General features: G+C 31.8%; 11 protein-coding genes and 2 pseudogenes. 9 read left to right on the top strand and 4 right to left on the bottom strand.

Annotated features, from left to right (window positions below; all coding sequences use genetic code 11):
- Nucleotides 1–64: 64 nt before the first annotated feature.
- The 4 genes and pseudogenes from DN392_RS28050 (at nucleotide 65) to DN392_RS28035 (ending at nucleotide 6,241) form a co-directional block, all read left to right on the top strand.
- Nucleotides 65–1,294 carry a helix-turn-helix domain-containing protein gene (locus DN392_RS28050; protein ID WP_149238209.1) on the top strand — a complete coding sequence of 410 codons (1,230 nt, stop codon included), beginning with the start codon at nucleotides 65–67 and terminating at the stop codon, nucleotides 1,292–1,294.
- 93 nt (nucleotides 1,295–1,387) lie between these two features.
- A pseudogene (locus tag DN392_RS28045) lies at nucleotides 1,388–1,715 on the top strand (DDE-type integrase/transposase/recombinase); the annotation flags it as partial.
- Between the two features lie 781 nt (nucleotides 1,716–2,496).
- Nucleotides 2,497–3,651, top strand: coding sequence for an RICIN domain-containing protein (locus DN392_RS28040; RefSeq protein ID WP_002166959.1), 1,155 nt, complete (start codon nucleotides 2,497–2,499; stop codon nucleotides 3,649–3,651).
- 127 nt (nucleotides 3,652–3,778) lie between these two features.
- Entirely contained in the window at nucleotides 3,779–6,241 is a 2,463-nt protein-coding gene (locus DN392_RS28035) for a discoidin domain-containing protein (protein ID WP_255448101.1), read from the top strand.
- Nucleotides 6,242–7,200: 959 nt separating this feature from the next.
- Here the strand turns inward: DN392_RS28035 and DN392_RS28030 are convergent.
- Nucleotides 7,201–7,794 carry a helix-turn-helix domain-containing protein gene (locus DN392_RS28030; RefSeq protein WP_149238208.1) on the bottom strand — a complete coding sequence of 198 codons (594 nt, stop codon included), beginning with the start codon at nucleotides 7,792–7,794 and terminating at the stop codon, nucleotides 7,201–7,203.
- 375 nt (nucleotides 7,795–8,169) lie between these two features.
- On the opposite strand from DN392_RS28030, the gene DN392_RS28025 reads away from it, so the two are divergent.
- The 3 genes from DN392_RS28025 (at nucleotide 8,170) to DN392_RS30575 (ending at nucleotide 10,078) form a co-directional block, all read left to right on the top strand.
- The gene (locus DN392_RS28025; RefSeq protein WP_149238207.1) at nucleotides 8,170–8,784 is read left to right on the top strand and encodes a recombinase family protein; all 615 of its coding nucleotides are present in this window, start codon (nucleotides 8,170–8,172) and stop codon (nucleotides 8,782–8,784) included.
- A gap of 91 nt (nucleotides 8,785–8,875) precedes the next feature.
- Complete coding sequence (locus DN392_RS28020) at nucleotides 8,876–9,835, top strand: tyrosine-type recombinase/integrase (protein ID WP_149238206.1); 960 nt, start codon at nucleotides 8,876–8,878, stop codon at nucleotides 9,833–9,835.
- A 66-nt stretch (nucleotides 9,836–9,901) separates the two neighbouring features.
- Nucleotides 9,902–10,078: a hypothetical protein gene (locus tag DN392_RS30575; protein ID WP_176520895.1), complete on the top strand. Its 177-nt coding sequence runs from the start codon at nucleotides 9,902–9,904 to the stop codon at nucleotides 10,076–10,078.
- A 94-nt stretch (nucleotides 10,079–10,172) separates the two neighbouring features.
- On the opposite strand, the gene DN392_RS28015 is transcribed toward DN392_RS30575, so the two are convergent.
- From DN392_RS28015 to DN392_RS28005, 3 genes are all read right to left on the bottom strand, one after another.
- The gene (locus DN392_RS28015) at nucleotides 10,173–10,943 is read right to left on the bottom strand and encodes a hypothetical protein (protein WP_149238205.1); all 771 of its coding nucleotides are present in this window, start codon (nucleotides 10,941–10,943) and stop codon (nucleotides 10,173–10,175) included.
- Between the two features lie 450 nt (nucleotides 10,944–11,393).
- Nucleotides 11,394–12,152: a phospholipase D-like domain-containing protein gene (locus tag DN392_RS28010; protein ID WP_149238204.1), complete on the bottom strand. Its 759-nt coding sequence runs from the start codon at nucleotides 12,150–12,152 to the stop codon at nucleotides 11,394–11,396.
- A gap of 317 nt (nucleotides 12,153–12,469) precedes the next feature.
- Entirely contained in the window at nucleotides 12,470–13,117 is a 648-nt protein-coding gene (locus tag DN392_RS28005; RefSeq protein WP_149238203.1) for an AbiU2 domain-containing protein, read from the bottom strand.
- A 78-nt stretch (nucleotides 13,118–13,195) separates the two neighbouring features.
- Here DN392_RS28005 and DN392_RS31330 point away from each other — a divergent pair.
- Nucleotides 13,196–13,315 (top strand): annotated as a pseudogene (locus DN392_RS31330) (recombinase family protein); the annotation flags it as partial.
- A 1,388-nt stretch (nucleotides 13,316–14,703) separates the two neighbouring features.
- Nucleotides 14,704–17,910, top strand: a complete 3,207-nt coding sequence (gene cas9 / locus DN392_RS27995; RefSeq protein WP_149238202.1) for a type II CRISPR RNA-guided endonuclease Cas9 — start codon at nucleotides 14,704–14,706, stop codon at nucleotides 17,908–17,910.
- Nucleotides 17,911–18,160 lie beyond the last annotated feature (250 nt).

The raw sequence follows: 18,160 nt of genomic DNA, 5'->3' as shown, positions 1-18,160 counted from the left end.
TTTATGAATCTATAATGGAACAATGTGAAAATTTATCATTTAATCTAATTAAAAGGAGAAGGTAATGAATAATTCCATCGACATACAACACTTGTGTGATCTCGCACATAAAGCCTTTAATGTACCTGTTCATATTTTATCTACAGACAAAAAAATCTTATATCATTCTATTTCTGATGATGTTTGTAATCCATTTTATTCTTCTAGAGAAGAACATCTTAGTGACATTTATCAAGAAAATGATCCCAATAACTTCCCACTTTTCAGATGTAACAGTTATCTTGAAAATTTCGTCCTAATTCATATAGCAAATCATGATTATATAAAAGGGACTATTATAATCGGTCCCACTATACATCCAAAGGGCTCAGGTGATATAACCTTTAAAATTCGGAAAGAATTTAACTCAAATAATAAAATTCAAGAAAGACTAGCCTATTATCAGTGCCTACCTGAGATTAAAAAAACTACTTTAATTGATATCGGAATCTTATTACATTACATGATTTTCAATGAAAAGTTAGATGTAGGTATCGTTTTAGAAAAAAATAAATTGCTAGAGGAAGTTCCCTATAAAATTGTGAAATCTGATTTATATATTTTAAAATGCCGACAAAATAATCCTGAAATTCACAACATGGCATTAGTACATAATTATTTTTTAGCAATCAAAGAAGGAAATGAAGAAAAGTTATTACAATATATGTATGCAATTCCAAAAGAAAGTGATGGGATTGTTTTAGCAGCAGATTCACTCAGAAACCAAAAGGTTCTTGGAATTATTACGATTACTCTAGCTACTCGATATGCGATAGATGGTAACCTTCCATCAGATAATGCTTTTTCTCTTAGTCTTTTGTATATACAAACCATGGAACAACTAGATAACGTAGACTCTGTAAAGCGATTGATAGGAGACGCTTTACTTACTTTTGCAAATCGTGTGAAAGAATACAATGCTCAAAAGTATTCAAAAACGATTACTGCATGCCTGAATCATATTAGAAAAAATGTTTACAATGAAATATCTCTCAATAAACTCGCTGATCATTTGGCGATTACCCCTACTTATTTATCTAAATTATTTAAAAAAGAAGTGAGAATTCCTTTAAGTGAATATATTCAAAGGGAACGAATAGAAGAGGCAAAAAAATTATTAACACTAACTACATATCCAGTATTAGATATTTGCACTACGCTTAACTTTCATGACCAAAGTTATTTTATAAGGGTTTTTAAAAAAATTACAAACATGACTCCTAGACAGTATCGCGAAAAATATACTGTAATATAAGCTTGGTATCTGTTTCTTGTACAAAAACTTTAATATACGTGTAAGTAATCTCTAAAACTTGGGCATATTGTTTCTATTACTCTAGAAAGGGTACGTAATTTGGTGAAAATGATGGAGAAACGGGGTTTATCCATTTCTTATACAACTATTATGCGTAGCGTTCATCAGTATGGTTCTGAATTGGACAAATGAATCTGATTTCACCTCAAACCAATGACTCTTGAAGATTCCATGAAACATATATAAAAGTAAAGAGCAATGGATATATATCATGGTGTTAATTTGAAAGGAAACACAAACCATTTTTTTCTAAGCAAAACAAGAAACCAGAAGGCTGCAAAGCGCTTTTTCAAGAAAGCCTTGCAGCCTTTTCATGTTTTAAAACTTCTTGTTATAACGTATCGATAAGAATCCATTTTATTATCTTCATGCTAAGTATTGAGGTGGCTGGGATGAATTGTATTTGAGAGGGTTTTTATGACTATATAAAGATGTTTTTGAATAATATAGTAAATCAAAGAGCGTGATAAATTAAGTATTTATTAATAGTAATATCGGGAATTATTCCATAAAACTTAGTAATATAACATATATTACTTGATATATCTACATTTTATGCAATTATGCATACCCAAATAAAGGTGATAAAGTATAAGTAATACAATTAAATTATTCTATAAGTATTTTTCTAAAATAAAAACTAGCCTCCTTTAAATTAATATGGTTATTTTTTCATTGGATATATTAAGTTGTAATCATTATAGTTACTACAATAGAATCCATCATTAATTTTATTAGTATAATATCCTCTCAATCATATTAAGTATGTAACAATAAAATTATCGAATACATAAGATAAAATTCTACTATTTACGACAAAATCTTACTATATACGCATCGGAAATTTAATGTTTTAATAAATAACATAACTGGTATGACCAATAAGAAAGGAGCAAATTTCACTAAATAGGAGTTTAGTAAAGTTGCAAGTAACATTATGTTGATTTAAACTTTCTTAACATTCGGTCATTTTAAAAAGGTCTCTCGAATCACAAAAGTATCATATTCGTACAAAATTGGTTTTAAATTTCTACATAGCAAAAGTGATTTTATTTCGCAATAAAAGTATAAGCAATGTACAGTATAATTTCATCTTTTGTAATCTTGTAGGGATTTTACCGACAAAACTAGGGGGCAATATTATGAAATCAATATCAAAAAAAGTCATGGCAGGGTTAGGTGTAGGAGCAATGAGTCTATCTATTTGGGCTCCTGTAAGTGAGGCAGCACCAGCGAATAATCAATATTATTCTATAAATTTGAAAGCTAATACCAACTTAGTTTGGAATGTAGCTGGAAATTCTCCTGATAATGATAGAGCGATTCTTTTATGGAATGGAAACCGTGGTGACAATGAACAATTTGTATTTTTTAAACTTGATGGACAAAATTATGCAATTGTAAATAAAAATAGTGGAAAACCTGTAACATTTGGTGTTGGTGGTTGGTTTGGTAATGGTGGGCTTCCGGGTGATGGTAATTTACAACAAAAGAGTTGGACTGGTTCTCCTAATGAACAATGGTATTTACGAGACAAAGGAAGTAATAATTATGAAATTGTGAACCAAGGGAATGGGAAAGTTGCATCTTATTCATGGTCGGGGTCACTAGCTCAGCATGTAGAGTATGTAGATTTGGATGAAGCAAATCCTTCTGATTCAAATAGGGTATTTAACATTAATAATTCTTACGGTACAATTTCATTACCAACTTTACCAGCTACAGGATCTAGACCAAATGCTCCAGAGTATACTCAAGGTGGATCTATTGATCAACAATTACCTCAAACTTCAAATTCTGTTGTTGTCGGGGCATCTTTAATACCTTGTATTATGGTAAAGGATAATCAAGCGGATGATTATACAAAAATACACAATTCACCATATTATACGTTGGTAAAAGAAGAATATTGGGATAAAACATTTTCAGCGGTTATTCCAGCTGGTTTGACTCGTAATTATACATTCAAAACAGGTATGACTTCTGTAGATCAGCAAAAGATGACTGATACGCTTTCTATGAAGATTGGAGCAGATTTTGGATTGAAATTTGGAGACGCATCTGCATCAATTAAATCAGAAATTTCAAGAACAATACAAACAGAAATTAGTACAACTAATACGGAAGCAACGGAAGAAACAATTACAAGTACTGTTGCAAGTGAACCTGGTAAAACAACAGGATTTACAGAATATCAACTGGCAACAAAATATACGTTAAAGAGAGCAGATGGTTCAGTTGTTTCAGATCCTTGGGTTGTAAAAAATAATAAGATAACAGTAGCAAGAAAAATTTAAATGTAATAATTTATAAATATACAGTGCTATATGTAAAGAGTAAGTGGATAAGCAAAGCAAAGCGAAGTGATGGAGCCCCCTCAAAAAATGAGGGGGTTTCCCTTGTTACAATTATTTGTTTACTTAAATGGAACAATTTGAAAAGGAAAGGATGATTTATATGCAGAAAAGGAAGCATTATATGTTTCAAAAACCGATGAAAGTACTTGCGACATCTGCTATTTTGGCAACTACATTATTTACACCTACTTTAACAAATAGCTTGACAGTTCAAGCTGAAACGGTGTCATCAAATCTAGAAATATTCAATCTAGAAACATTGAACCAAAAGACAGATCAGGCAATTGCAAATGGTAATTTTGAGGGTCATTTGAGTTATCTCAGTGCGTATCTGAATGTAAAGATTGGAAATATCACTGGAGCGGGTTTACAAAATAAGCTTGCAGACCCAGCATTTTCAGCAGCTTTGGCTCAGTGGCAATTGATCTCACAAACAGGTGCTGCAGCAATGAATACATTCGCAAAAAAAGATGCTGACCATCAGAAATTTCTTAGCTGGACTATGAAAAATACAGATGTGATGAATACATACCTTGAAGGTGGCAGCCCCACAGGAAACAATCCTGTAAATGCACTTGAGATATGGAATACAATATGGAATGCGGATGCAGATTCTCACCAAGGATTGTATTTAAAAGTAGCTATAGCTACATCGTTAGCTCATGCTGAACCTATAAAATATTGGACAAACAATAAACCTATTAATCCGTTAACGAGGTATCAACATTATAAATCAGCAGATCAAAATAATGAGTTACTTCCTTGCTTTAGAACATATGATGTTTGGCATTTAAGATTAGTAGTGAATACTTGGTCACCTGAAGAAGATTTAACTTGGGCAAGAAATATGATTAATACGGAACATCCAGATCTTAAAAGCCAAGATAAGATAGGGAAAAGTGCATATTTAATTAAATATGCAGAACATAACAAAGATGGAGTTAGCATTCACGCTGGAAATGATGCATTCTACGGTTTAGGTTGGAATCTTTCCTCCATTTACAGATTTGGCGGGGTATGCGGTAATATTTCGAAGTTTGGTACGCAAGTAAGTCAAGCCTTTGGTGTGGCAGCTATGCCTGTTGGACAACCTGGACATTGCGCACTCATATGGAATGACAACCCCTCTTCTTGGCATTTAGGAAATGATATATCCGGATGGGGTGAATCAAATCGTCATGATGTCACTGTTATTCCTTGGTCAGATAATAGCCCGAAAAATCAAGTACCGTACATGTTACTATTTGAAGATGCTGCACGTGATTCAGTAAAACTAGATCAATCAGAGCGATTACGCTGGTTAGCGAAAGCGATATCTTCACCAGCTAAGAAAAGTGCAATTTATAAAACAGCTACTAAAATGCTACCAATTAATGCTTTAGTATGGAAAGATTACGTTTCTTTCATGTTACAAAATCCAAATGTAACAGATGCTGAGTGGCAAGAATTAAATAACGGTATAGTTACTGCTTTTGCTAATGAGCCAAGACCTATGATGGATCTTCTTACTCAAATTAGAAGCCATGTTCTTAATACAGGGGATAGAGCTAAGATTCAGCAATATACTTTAAATATATTAAATGCATTCTCCACAATAACGGATGTCAATCAAAAACAAGTAGCTAATAATATAAAAGCCCAAATGCCAAGTTTAGGGTTGTACCTTGCTACTTTTAGCTTTGATGGAGAAAATGCAGGGAAATTAATGGGGATTAAAACTGATACGGAATACAGTATCGATGGTGGAGAAACGTATAAAGCTGCTACAAGCAATGATATGCTTCTAAGTAATGAAGAAATCTCAGCAATCAATTCAACGAATGGTATTTTAACAAGAGTGATTGGAACAAAGCAGCCTATATTAATTCCTATTGAAAAAGCTGGTAAAGTTAATGTTTCTTCAAATGATGATGCGAATTTAGTTTTTGGTATAGACGGTACGATGGAATTCAGCATCGATCAAGGTTCGAACTGGACAAAATATAATCCAACTGCTCCTAATTTACCGGATTTAACGGGAAATGTTACTTTAACAGTCAGAAAGTTTGCTGTTGGTTCAAATCCAGCAAGTGAAGCTGTTAACTTAAAGTTTACTGATACTGCTGTAGTAGGATTAATACCGCATACAAGTTTATCGGTTGCAGGTTTCTCAAGTCAACAAAATACAAAGGGTGATGCTGCTGCAAATGCAGTTGATGGAAACTCGACAACCATGTGGCATACGTTATGGGATGGAAGTGATAAAGCTCCATACATTACGATAAAGCTTAAGGAAGTTACTAGTATATCGCAATTAGCTTATGTTCCAAGACAAGATGGTGGTTATAACGGTAACATAACTAGTTGTAATATATACACAAGTTTGGATGGAATTAACTTTACAAAGGTTGCAACTGGAACGTGGGAAGATAATAATCTTACAAAGAATGCAAGTTTCAGTAAAGTAAATGCTCAGTATGTAAAGCTTGAAGTTGTATCAGGACACAGTGGATTTGCTTCAGCTTCAGAAATAAAGTTATATAAAAACTAATTGAAAGATGAATGGGGACTGTAGCAAAAGTATTTTATATGTTTGCTACAGCCTTTTTTTTTGTGCTCAAAACAATGATTTATATAATAAACATGAAATTTAACAAAATGGAAAATTGGATCCCGTACCTCAATACATTGATTCATGGCCAAAATGTTTTAAACAATTGATTTCTTCATTATATAAGTAAAAAAGAGATAAGAACACTTTTTTAAGTGCATTATCTCTTTTCGAATATGCATTTCATATCCCATGTAAATTTACCACATATTTCAATGGGACTTACAAATTGCTCTTCAATAATAATTATATCTTGTTTTTTGTGAAAAATATACAATTCCAAACCCTTTCAAAAATACATGGTCAGAATGTCAGTGCTTTACATGTTTTTAAGAATTATATTTAGTGATAACAAGAAATTTATATTACTACAATTAATTAATCACGAATATAAAGATAGGTCTATCTGTAAGAATCCCATATTCTTCTCTATTTACCTATACTTATAATCTTCACAATTTATTATGAAATGTATAATTGGAGTTTTTATGGAGTCAAAGCGGTTGTTTGTTCTCCTTTTCTAAATTCACATAATTTTCAAATATATAAAGATCACATGTTAATATTTGGTGTATACTATAATCAACCCGTGGTTATAGTGTTTGCTCCGATTCAAATTATGAGATAGTTTGTTTCAACTTTTTACATTATCTAAAAAAGAACTTGTAGGGATTCCTACAAGTTCTTTTTGTTTTTCATTGTAAAGAACCTACAATAGATTTTTAAAAGAAACTAAATATCTTAATTGAGGAAATTTGTTATTGTACCGTCTTCAACATGTTTTTTGAACTCTTTCTCATTAACCTTACTAGTTTGAGGATTCAAATCATTCATTATATCTTCCCACTGACTGAAAAACCCTCTAAGGTACACCTTGTAACAATTAAATAATTTAAAAATTATTTAATTGTTACAAATTCATTTATTAATCTAGCTCTACCTTCTTTGGGATATGCATGTTTTTCTAAAAAATCTTGATGCCACGTTCTATCTTGTATACTTAAATCTTCTATTTTGTATCCCAAATAGTTGTTCAGTTTATCTCGGTTCAATTCGATTTCATAAACTATCCCCTTAAATGGAATATTAATTAAGACATTTTCCAAAAATGAAAATTGACGTAATAGACGGGCGCTTTCTTGAGTAAGTATTTTATTAATCCTGTCACCCGTTCCGAAGTATTCTTCATATGTTTTAGCGTCATTACCTGGATTTTTATTTAATGTGACATATTCATCAAAAGAATCAACGTACTGAATAGCAACATTTTTTGATTTTCCGCTTATACATACTTCCTTTACAAATGGAGCTCCTTGAATATTCTTGATGTATAAACATAAAGCTGGATGGTTTTGTGTAGCATCTATAACCCATGTTTTCCCAATTTTTTTCGATACTACTTCACTCTTTGCACAAAGGTTTTTTATATATCCAGGTGATAATCCCCATAGAACCGCTGCCTCTTCAACTCCAATTACTTTATCTAGATCCATCTAACCACTCCTAAAAAATGCGTCATCGCATGTATTTGTTTAAATGATAACATGCGATGACGCATTTGTAAATAATATTATAAAAATTTATTGAATCTTTGATAATTCATTTTTTATTTTATAACAGTTAAAGAATATATATTGCAGAGATACATCTATATTAATCAAATAATCTTTTAGTAAATTCTCTACACCACGTCCCAAAAGGTACACCTTTTGGAATTGTATGAAACCAAATAAAAACAGCATTCCAAAACGTCATATTTACATTTTTGGAACATTCCATAACTAACATATACCTTTTGGTTCGTTTTTGATATAATCGTAGACAAATAGATTTGAAAAAGATTGTTTTTTAGGAAGGTTGTAATTATTATGACTAGAAAGAAGTTTGGATATGTTCGTGTTTCAAGTAAAGATCAAAATGAGGAACGCCAAATTGTCAACATGAAAAACATTGGAATTGACGAACGGGATATTTTTATTGATAAAAAAACAGGAAGTAATATGGATAGAGAAAAATATCAAATAATGAAACATATGGTTCGCACCGGTGACACAATTGTCTTCGATTCATTAACAAGGCTTGGAAGAAGCATGAATGATATTTTAGAGGAGTTTAGATATTACGAGGAAAATAGAATAAATTTAGAATTTCTAAAAGAACCATTTATCAACGTAACTTATAACGGAAACGCCACAAATGATATTATTCAAAGCGCTGTACGAAAAGCAACTGCAACAATCTTATCAGCTTTTGCAGAAAAAGAACGTCTAGATATCAAACAACGACAAGCTGAAGGGATCGCTTTAGCACAAGCTCAAGGAAAACATTTAGGTAGACCGCAGACGGAAATTACACAAGAATTTAAGGATGCTTATAAAGAATGGAAAGAGGGGAAAATTACAGCTAGAAGTGCCATGAAAAAAACCAGCATCCCATCGACCACATTTTATCGACTCGTTAAGAGGTATGAGAGCGAAAAATAAGGTAGATAACGTTTATAATAGAAAAAACTAAGTTGAAATTCACTCGAAATAAGGATTTTAAATAACATTAAAAGTAGAGGAGACTGTACTCATGCAAGAAATCCAAGACACAATACAAGGCTTCTCCTCTTATTTATTAAGTAAAGGAAGAAAACCCTCTACGATCAAGCGATATATTTACGATATCGAGAGCTACATTCAATGGCTGCATCAATCCGAACGATTCTCTGAAGAAATTAGCTGGGAATCTCTATGTAAAAAAGATTATGAAGCATTCTTTACTTACTTAATAGAAGAACGTCAATACTCTGACAAGACGGTCCATCGTATTTATATCGTTCTTAATAGGCTGTACGAATATTTAGATTTACCTAGCCCCATCGAAAGTGTCATTCACATATCTCCACCTAATCGAGCATTACGTACTGAAGATTTTATTTCTCTACAGGAAGAGGAACGTCTAAAGCAAGTGTCTGCATCGTTAGAAGGACTAACAGAAAAACAACGAACAACCCGTCCTATGATTTTAGAGCGAAATCTTTCTATTATAATCTTGCTTCTAGACTACGGATTATCTCTACATGAGCTTGTCGCTTTACGAATGAAGCATGTGCATTTTGAGAACAATACATTATCTATCCCTGAAGATACAAAAATCAATCGTACAATCAAGTTGAAAGAAGAGGATAAATTACACTTATATCATTACTATAAAACTATTCCCGAACCAGTACGCCCTAGATATCACAGCGATGATCCACTCTTTGTCGCTTTTCATTTTAGGCTCGGTACTTACCTTTGGAGTTATGACAATGATGCACCAAAATTTCTAACGGAAATCTCCGTTCAAAAAATGATTCGTTTAGAAGTAAGGCGGGCAAATTTGAGGAAAGGGATTTCTGCACAACATTTTCGAAATACCTTTATTTTAAAGATGATCCAGCAGCAATGTACAGCCGAACATATTGTAAAGCAAGTAGGATTTAAAACTCACGTATCCTTAAAAAGATACGATACGTACTACGCAGACACTAACCAGAACAAGGGTTAAAAAACTACACTTGATATATAAATTTTATATACCTACAGGTTTTTGAGGTAAGTTGGAGTTGTTAAGATGAAGAAAAACAAGGAATCATATTTTATACACGAATATACCTTGCGAGACAAGACTACTAAATCAATAAAAATTGAATCGTGGCGTTCATTAAAGGAAGAAATGCAAGTATTAGGCATAACAGATAGTGACATTTTTCAAATCCAAATGATAGAAATTAAGCCGAATCAAAAGTAACATAGCGCTATAACAAGCATGTCGTTAAACAAAGGAAAGCAACATAGCGCTATGTTGCTTTTGTTCTACTTATATAATTCACATCTACTACGGTTTAAAATAATTCCATTTCTCTAAAATGGTACATTTTTCTATATTTATTAAGAAGTTCAAGTTCATCTTCAAAACACGTATCTCTAGCTACTGAATAATAGATTAATAATATCATCTCACTTGCATTTTGTATCATTGCTTCTCCACTCATTATTTGTGGCATTTCAAAATCATTAAATCTCTTCATAAATTTAGAACTAAATTCAAATGATTCCTCTTTGTATTTTAAATATATAGTCTTTTGAATTGAGCGTAGATATCCAAAAACATATTCCCCAAATTTATACGTTTCATCTTTAGTAGGAATTATTCCCTTGTGTAAAACATTGTTTCTAAATTTGTTTTGTTTATCATCGAAAATTTGTGGAGGCTCCTTGAAATGATCAATAAACATTGCAGAAAAAGCTCCTAACTGTCGTTCTGAAGAATTTTTAAAATGTTTTTTCCATAGGTCGTCAGATTTCTTTTCATTTATTCCATTTAAGTACCAAATAAATTTAATTGTCCATTCTCTAAATCTCTCCACTGATGCTATAAAACATCCCACCGACTCGAAATAATATCCTTCCAAAAGAGCATTCGCCCCCATTTGAAATAATATTTGATACTTCTCATAAGGACTTATTGCTGTTGTCTCATGTCCCCTATAACAAATGAAATTATAAACTCCTTCTTCGTTTACAGGAACTTTATAAAACTGAAAATCTTGATCGTTACTTGGATTCAGATGATTAATTTTAATGCACTGCTCGCAATGAATATATATATTCAAGTTTTCCCCTCCATTATTTTGTAACATTTAGAAATATCCATATATAAAACTCGCCTTTAATTCACGAGGCTCTTTTACATCTTATTTTTTTCAAAGTAAGATGTAAAAGAGACCAGACATAATACTATCCTAAATCTCTAAAATATATTTAAGTACCTTTAAGGTACTTTGATGATAAAATAAGATAAACTGTTTTTTCTACTGCAAGTGAAATTGCAGCTCCGTTAGCATAGACCTATACTAAAAACTCGAAATCTCCCATTTTACTTTCTTCTTCGTTATGTGTAAATGTACTAATTATACAAAAAAGACTCCACATCATTATGAAGCCTTTTTATCTATTAATTACTTGCGTTTAATGTTAATTAACTAGTGTGCTAAGATAATGAAGTTGTTTAATCTTTGGAGAACTAATTATGAATAATCGCACCCGTTAAGCATTTAAAATTATCAAATATTATCACAAAATATATCTTTGAAATTTTCCGTATACTGTTCAGCCAACTGTCTATCTACTGAAACTGTCAAATGTTCTTCATTCTGACTAGCTGTAGGTGTCCAATTAAATGAACCGTGTAAAACAATAGAATTATCAATAATACAGTACTTAGAATGTAATCGATTATAACCTTTAGGTCCAAACTTATTTACAACAATTGTTTCAAATTTTTCCTTTAATTTAGGAATCATACTCTTGTTTGATTCTTCATTGGAAATAAGAATACGGATATGAACTCCTTTAGTTTGTTGTTTATACAACTCTTGGTACAATTCATTATCTGTAAACCATGCAATACTTATCCAAATTGAATGTTTAGCCATTCGTATACTTTGAATAATTTCCTCACGAATTTTTGAGAAAGTTGCCTGGTTAGATTGAATTTCTAAGTCATCTAGACTTGATATTTGTTTAGGTTTAATATTTATATCATCTAACTCATATTTATTACCTTCTGAATAACAGTCAACAATCAAAGATCCAAAACTTTGCTGTAGATTACGTGCCTTTGATAGTAATGGGATTTTCACACGAATATTTACATCTTCCCTAACATATCCAGTTTTATTAGCAAAAACCCCTGAGCTTGATAATTCTATCTCCGAATAACTTAAAATACTTAATAATTCATCTGCATTTTTGTAGTTTTCTGAATCGTATCTCAATGTCTCAATCATCGTTGCGTAGAGTTCTAATTCACGTTGTTTCATTTATACAGCTCCTTCAATAGGTACCTTATTCTGATTAGACTTATATTTACTTTCAATAAAATAACTCTAATATAAATTAAATAGCAAACTACTTATTAATTAACTCGAAATATTCTTTTTTTATTATACAGAGAAGGAGCAAAAGATGGTATGAAAATCTAAATTCCATAACATCTTTTTAGACAACTTTATCTTCACTGAACAGAAGATAATGTAAAAATAAATTAAAATATCTCTCCAAAGATTAGAATTAGGCATATAAAAAAAGAGGACTATTTTTTATATGCCTCTTTTCGTTTATTTTCTTTTTCATCAATTTATTCACTTAACTTTTCACTATTATAAATCTCTTTATATTCATTCCCTATACGAACTAACATCAATGTATTTTTCAAATCAGAAATATTGGATGGGGCTGAAGCTTTTAATGTGCCTGTCAAATAAACAATGACACCTTGACTTAGTTGAAGTGAGAAAATAATAAATTGTTTTATCTGCTCTCTTCTTAACGGATTTTCTTCAATCAATTTGTCCATATTTCTCATAGCCTGCCTAGTATTATGACTATATATTTTATCTCTTTGAGCATACAACCAGTCTAAGCTGTTATCTTTTTCAAATTTTTCATATTCCTCTTTTCTTGATTTGAAAAAAGTTTCTGGTATTGGTCCATCTACCGTCAATTCAGTTGAAAAATTTTTATACTCCATACATCGATCAAGAAGCTTTTTAACGCTAATCGCATCTCTGTGTTTATTCTTTTCATACAATTTAGAAACAATTGTAAACGTTGAAACTACTAATGAATTATAAATGTAATGATAAAAAGCGGAAGAAGCTCTCATTTCATCGATATATTCCACTTTCTCTCTTTCTATTTGCATCATTATTTCATAAAAGTTATTTGCCTCGAATGACTGTTGGTAAATTTCCTCTGCAAGCTCTAGTAATTGCTCTTCTGTCATATCGTCCCCTCTATCCTTACTTATATTTCCTTTCATCATATCACAATATAAGAGGCTTATTCCTAAACCGTTCTATTAATTGTCATGTTGGATATGCCGTTGTTACATACAACGAGATATAGAGATAATCTCGGTAATTCAATTATTGATTTAGTACTAAAAATATTGTCCTGGCTTGCAAAAGAAGAACGAATAAAAACAATGTAAGACAAAGGAGATTTTAGAAGGATTTTATTTAGCTTTTATGAAAAGCTTGTAATATTACAGCGGTACAAGCCATGATGATGGGTAATATGAAAAAACTCATTTTCACAAAGTTGTTAAGAAATACGAAGGGCAATAAAAAAACAAAAGGAATGTTTAAATCGAAAAGGCTAAAAATAGATTCGAAAAAAGAATAATATAGCGCTATGCCACGATACTCTTTTTTTATTTTTATAATATAAAGTGTTTTTTTCTGCACTCAAAAGCAACTAATTCCTTAAACAAAAATATAAATTACTATTTCAAAAAACAAGAGAACTTAATAATTAAACTAACGAGAAATTCTCTTTTTTATAAGTGCAATCCTTATCTAAGGATATAATAATAAAGTTTTTAAAGCATCCATCATAGCATAGCGATTTTTCTTTTGGAACTATAGCTTATAGCTAACCAACAAGTCCACTGCAAAGACCATATCATAACAATATTCCTTATGGAACTATAGCCAATCTTAGTTCGTTCACACCAGTCATTAGATCATAGCATAGCGATGTTTCTTTTGGAACTATGGCAGTAGCGATAGCGTACTCTGTGTAGTTATCACCATATCATTGGGATATTTCTTTTGGAACTATAGCTTAGTTAGCCATTTTACTTGCGACTCTTTAAATCATAGCATTGCAATTTTTCTTTTGGAACTATAGCCACTTTAGCCAACTCGTGAGACATCACGGAACCATGTCATAGAGACTTTCCTTATGGAATTATAGTATCAATTTCATTTTGAAGTTGTTGATTGTAGTCATAGCATAGCGATGTTTCTCTTAGAACTATAGCTTAATAACCGTCTGACCGCCAATTTCACCTGATCAAAGCATAGCAATATTTCTTTTGGAACTATAGCGGCTTCGGCTTGTAATGCGTTATTTTCGAAATCATAGCATAGCAATATTTCTCATAGAAATATAGTCGTTTTTAATACCTTGTTTAATCTTTTCAGATCATAGCAATGTTTCTTTGGAACTATAACTCCGTAGGCTTATCCTTCTCAGACTCTTTTATCAAATCATAGCAATGTTTCTTATGGAATTATAGATTATAGCGGTAAAATATTACATATGAAATTCATATCACCATTATTCCCAATCTCTTTATTTTTTATAATTACACGTTTATCTAGGTATAAAGTTTATTTTACGGGTCAATAATGAAATCATAAGGATCATATCATAGCGATGTTTCTTACGTTACTATAGTAAGGGCAATGACCCGTGGCGTTTGGGGATCGCCTTATCCTGTATGGATATTCTCCCCATGAGAAAAGCACCTAAGCATAAGGCTAAGGTGCTTTTATTTTGAGAAACGTGAAGGAGGTTGTGTAATTGCGATATGTATTAGGATTGGATATTGGAATCGCATCTTGTGGTTGGGCTGTAATCAATCAAGAAAAAGAGAGAATTGAAGATTTAGGGGTTCGTATTTTTGATAAAGCTGAAAATCCAAAAGACGGAAAATCGTTGGCTGCACCTAGGCGTGACGCTCGCTCTACTAGGAGAACCCTACGCCGTAAAAAACATAGAATGCAACGAATAAAGATACTTTTAGTAAAACAAGGCTTACTATCCAAGACTGAACTTAACCATTTATATGAAAGTGCTACTGAAGTCGATGTTTGGAACTTACGTTTAGATGCTCTAGAGCGCAAATTACATCCAAAAGAGTTTGCCAGAGTTCTTATTCATCTTGCTAAAAGAAGAGGGTTTAAATCTAATAGAAACGAAACCACTCTCTCAGAAAACGGACAAATCTTAGAGAGCATTTCAGAAAATCAACAGATCATGGAGCAACAAAATTATAGAACTGTTGGAGAAATGATTCTAAAGGATAAAAAGTTTGAAAACCATAAAAGAAATAAGGATGGTACTTATATCGGAACTGTTACTCGTCAACAACTTCAAGATGAAATACAAATGATATTCCATACACAACGTTTGTACAAAAACGATTATGCAACAGAGGAATTTGAAAGTAGCTACTTAGAAATCTGGGCATCTCAACGTCCCTATGCTTCTAAAGATCAAATTGAAAAAATGATTGGTTACTGTACCTTAGAGCCTAAAGAAAAAAGAACGCCTAAAGCTTCTTGGTCATTCCAATATTTTGTAGCGCTGCAAACCATAAACAACCTCCGACTGATTAGTAAAGACAAGATAGAGGAACTTTCTTTTGAAGAAAAGAAACAAATTATGAATCTAGCACTTGAAAAACCTATTGTTAAATACATTGATATCCGAAAATTACTATCCATTCCTAACGAATTTCAATTTAATAGTCTATCATATTCAGCTGATACAGTAGATACTACGTTAGAGAATAAAAGATGTATAGAACTCAAGGAATATCACTCTATTAACAAGGTATATAAACAAGTTTATGGAAAGAACACCCCAAATTTATTACCTATAGATTACGATACAATTGCATATGGACTAACTATCTTTAAAGATGATAAAGATATCCTAGAATATTTACAAAATAAGTATGTAAATGCAAAAGGAAAACCTATAAAGAATTTAGCTAAAAAAACCTACGATGACACATTTATTCAGGCATTATTAAATATAAATTTCACAAAAATGGGACATTTATCATTTAAAGCTTTAAAAAATACTATTCCTTTTTTAGAAGAAGGTCTATCATACGATAAAGCGTGTGAGAAGGCAGGATATAACTTTAAGGGCACATCCTACACAGAAAGAACAAAGTATCTGCCTGTTATCCCTCAAAATACAAATCCTGTTGTACATCGTGCTCTTTCACAAACAAGAAAAGTTATAAATGCCATTATAAAAAAATATGGTTCTCCAAACGCAATCCATATCGAAACTGCAAGAGAACTATCAAAAACATTCCAAGAAAGAAAAGAAATAGATAGTAGGTACCAAGATAACTCTAAAAAGAATGAACACGCCATTCATAAGTTAAAAGAATTGGGAAACATTAACCCCTCAGGAATAAATATTGTGAAATTTAAACTTTGGAGTGAGCAAGATGGTAGATGTATGTATTCTGGAAAATACATTGAACCACATCGATTATTTGAAGAAGGTTATACGGAAGTAGATCACATACTCCCTTATAGCCGTAGCTTAGATGACAGCTATAACAACAAAACATTAACACTAGGAACAGAAAATCAGCGTAAAGCAAACAAAACCCCTTATGAATACATGGGGAATACTTCAATTTGGGATGAATTTGAAACAAGAGTACAGTCAAATAAAAAAATTAACTTTAAGAAACAACAAAAATTACTTTTACAAAATTTTTCATATGCAAGAGAACAAGAATTTATTGAACGCAATCTCAATGATACCCGTTATGCCACCATATATCTAACATCCTTTATTCAACAACACCTCATATTCTCTGAAAGCTCTAGTAAAAAAAAGGTTCGTACAGTTAGTGGAATTATAACATCTCATTTGCGTAGTAGATGGGGATTTAACAAAGACCGGAAAGAGGGACATATTCATCATGCTTTAGATGCGGTAATCGTTGCTGTCACATCCGATCACATGATTCAACGAGTAACAAAATATTATAAGTTAAAGGAGTTAAATAGAAATCTTCAAGCCAAACGGCTGCCGTTTCCTGAACCTTGGGAAGGATTTCGTTTAGAATTAGAAGCAAGGATTTCTCCAAATACCCAGCAATATTTAAAGGGAATTCATTTTAAAAATTACGCCGATGTCAATTTATCCGACATTCAACCTATCTTCGTTTCAAGGATGCCCAAGCGCTCTATTACTGGTGAATTACATCAAGAAACGATTCGAAAATTCCTTGGTTATAATGAAAAAGGAAAAGTGTTAACCGCAATAAAAACAAAATTAGAAGATATTCCTTTTGATGCCAATGGTGATTTTCCCATGTATGGAAAAGAAACTGATTTATATACGTATAATGCCATCAAAGAACGTTATTTAAGTCATGAAAAAGATAAACGTAAATCATTCCAAGAACCCTTATACAAACCTACAAAATCAGGAGAAATTGGACCACTTATAAAATCTATTAAAATAATGGATACAAGAACCATTGTTAATCCTGTTAACCAAGGAAAAGGCGTCGTATATAATAGTAAAATTGCTCGTACTGATGTATTTAAAAAAGAGGAAAAGTACTATTTAATTCCCATTTATACAATTGATCTTATGAAAAACATCTTACCTCAAAAAGCAATTACAGCTGGAAAAGGATATGAGGATTGGACAACCATTGATTCTAGCTTTACTTTTTTATTTAGTCTTTTTCCCAATGATCTAATTCAAATTGTCCCCTCAAAAAACAAAACAATTAAAGCTAGAACAACTGTATCGAAAAAAGAGGTATTACTTCCCTCACTCACAGGATATTTTAAAGGTGTTCATAGTGGAACTGCGGGGATTACTGTTGAAACACACGATGGTAGTGTTATAGCAAATGTAGGTTCCAAGCAATTGCTATTGTTTGAGAAATACCAAGTAGATGTACTTGGACATTATACAAAAATAAAGGAAGAAAAACGCATGGGGATGGCGATATAGAATGGTAACCAAAAGGGTGTGGCTTACTTTATTTTAAAAAGAAAAAAATCACATTCTAAACAATTGAACTCCCTCTTTTTCAAATAAAAAAACCTTGTCTAACCCTCTAGTGACAAGGTTTTTTTCGACATCTACCATATCATAGCATTGGTTCTTTTGGAACTATAGCATATGGAAGAGGAAGATTATGAGTGTAACGACCATATCATAGCGATTTTTCTTAGGGAACTATAGCTTCCCAAGCAGATAT

Origin of the sequence: Bacillus sp. BB51/4, assembly GCF_008368845.1 — a bacterium.
Classification (GTDB): domain Bacteria; phylum Bacillota; class Bacilli; order Bacillales; family Bacillaceae_G; genus Bacillus_A; species Bacillus_A wiedmannii.
This window is presented reverse-complemented; position numbering and strand designations above follow the sequence as displayed.

Bases quoted from the DNA above. Each gene is read 5' to 3' on its own strand.
- DN392_RS28050 (WP_149238209.1), top strand. From the start codon at position 65: ATGAATAATTCCATCGACATACAACACTTGTGTGATCTCGCACATAAA.
- DN392_RS28040 (WP_002166959.1), top strand. From the start codon at position 2,497: ATGAAATCAATATCAAAAAAAGTCATGGCAGGGTTAGGTGTAGGAGCA.
- DN392_RS28035 (WP_255448101.1), top strand. From the start codon at position 3,779: ATGGAACAATTTGAAAAGGAAAGGATGATTTATATGCAGAAAAGGAAG.
- DN392_RS28030 (WP_149238208.1), bottom strand. From the start codon at position 7,794: ATGGATCTAGATAAAGTAATTGGAGTTGAAGAGGCAGCGGTTCTATGG.
- DN392_RS28025 (WP_149238207.1), top strand. From the start codon at position 8,170: ATGACTAGAAAGAAGTTTGGATATGTTCGTGTTTCAAGTAAAGATCAA.
- DN392_RS28020 (WP_149238206.1), top strand. From the start codon at position 8,876: ATGCAAGAAATCCAAGACACAATACAAGGCTTCTCCTCTTATTTATTA.
- DN392_RS30575 (WP_176520895.1), top strand. From the start codon at position 9,902: ATGAAGAAAAACAAGGAATCATATTTTATACACGAATATACCTTGCGA.
- DN392_RS28010 (WP_149238204.1), bottom strand. From the start codon at position 12,152: ATGAAACAACGTGAATTAGAACTCTACGCAACGATGATTGAGACATTG.
- DN392_RS28005 (WP_149238203.1), bottom strand. From the start codon at position 13,117: ATGACAGAAGAGCAATTACTAGAGCTTGCAGAGGAAATTTACCAACAG.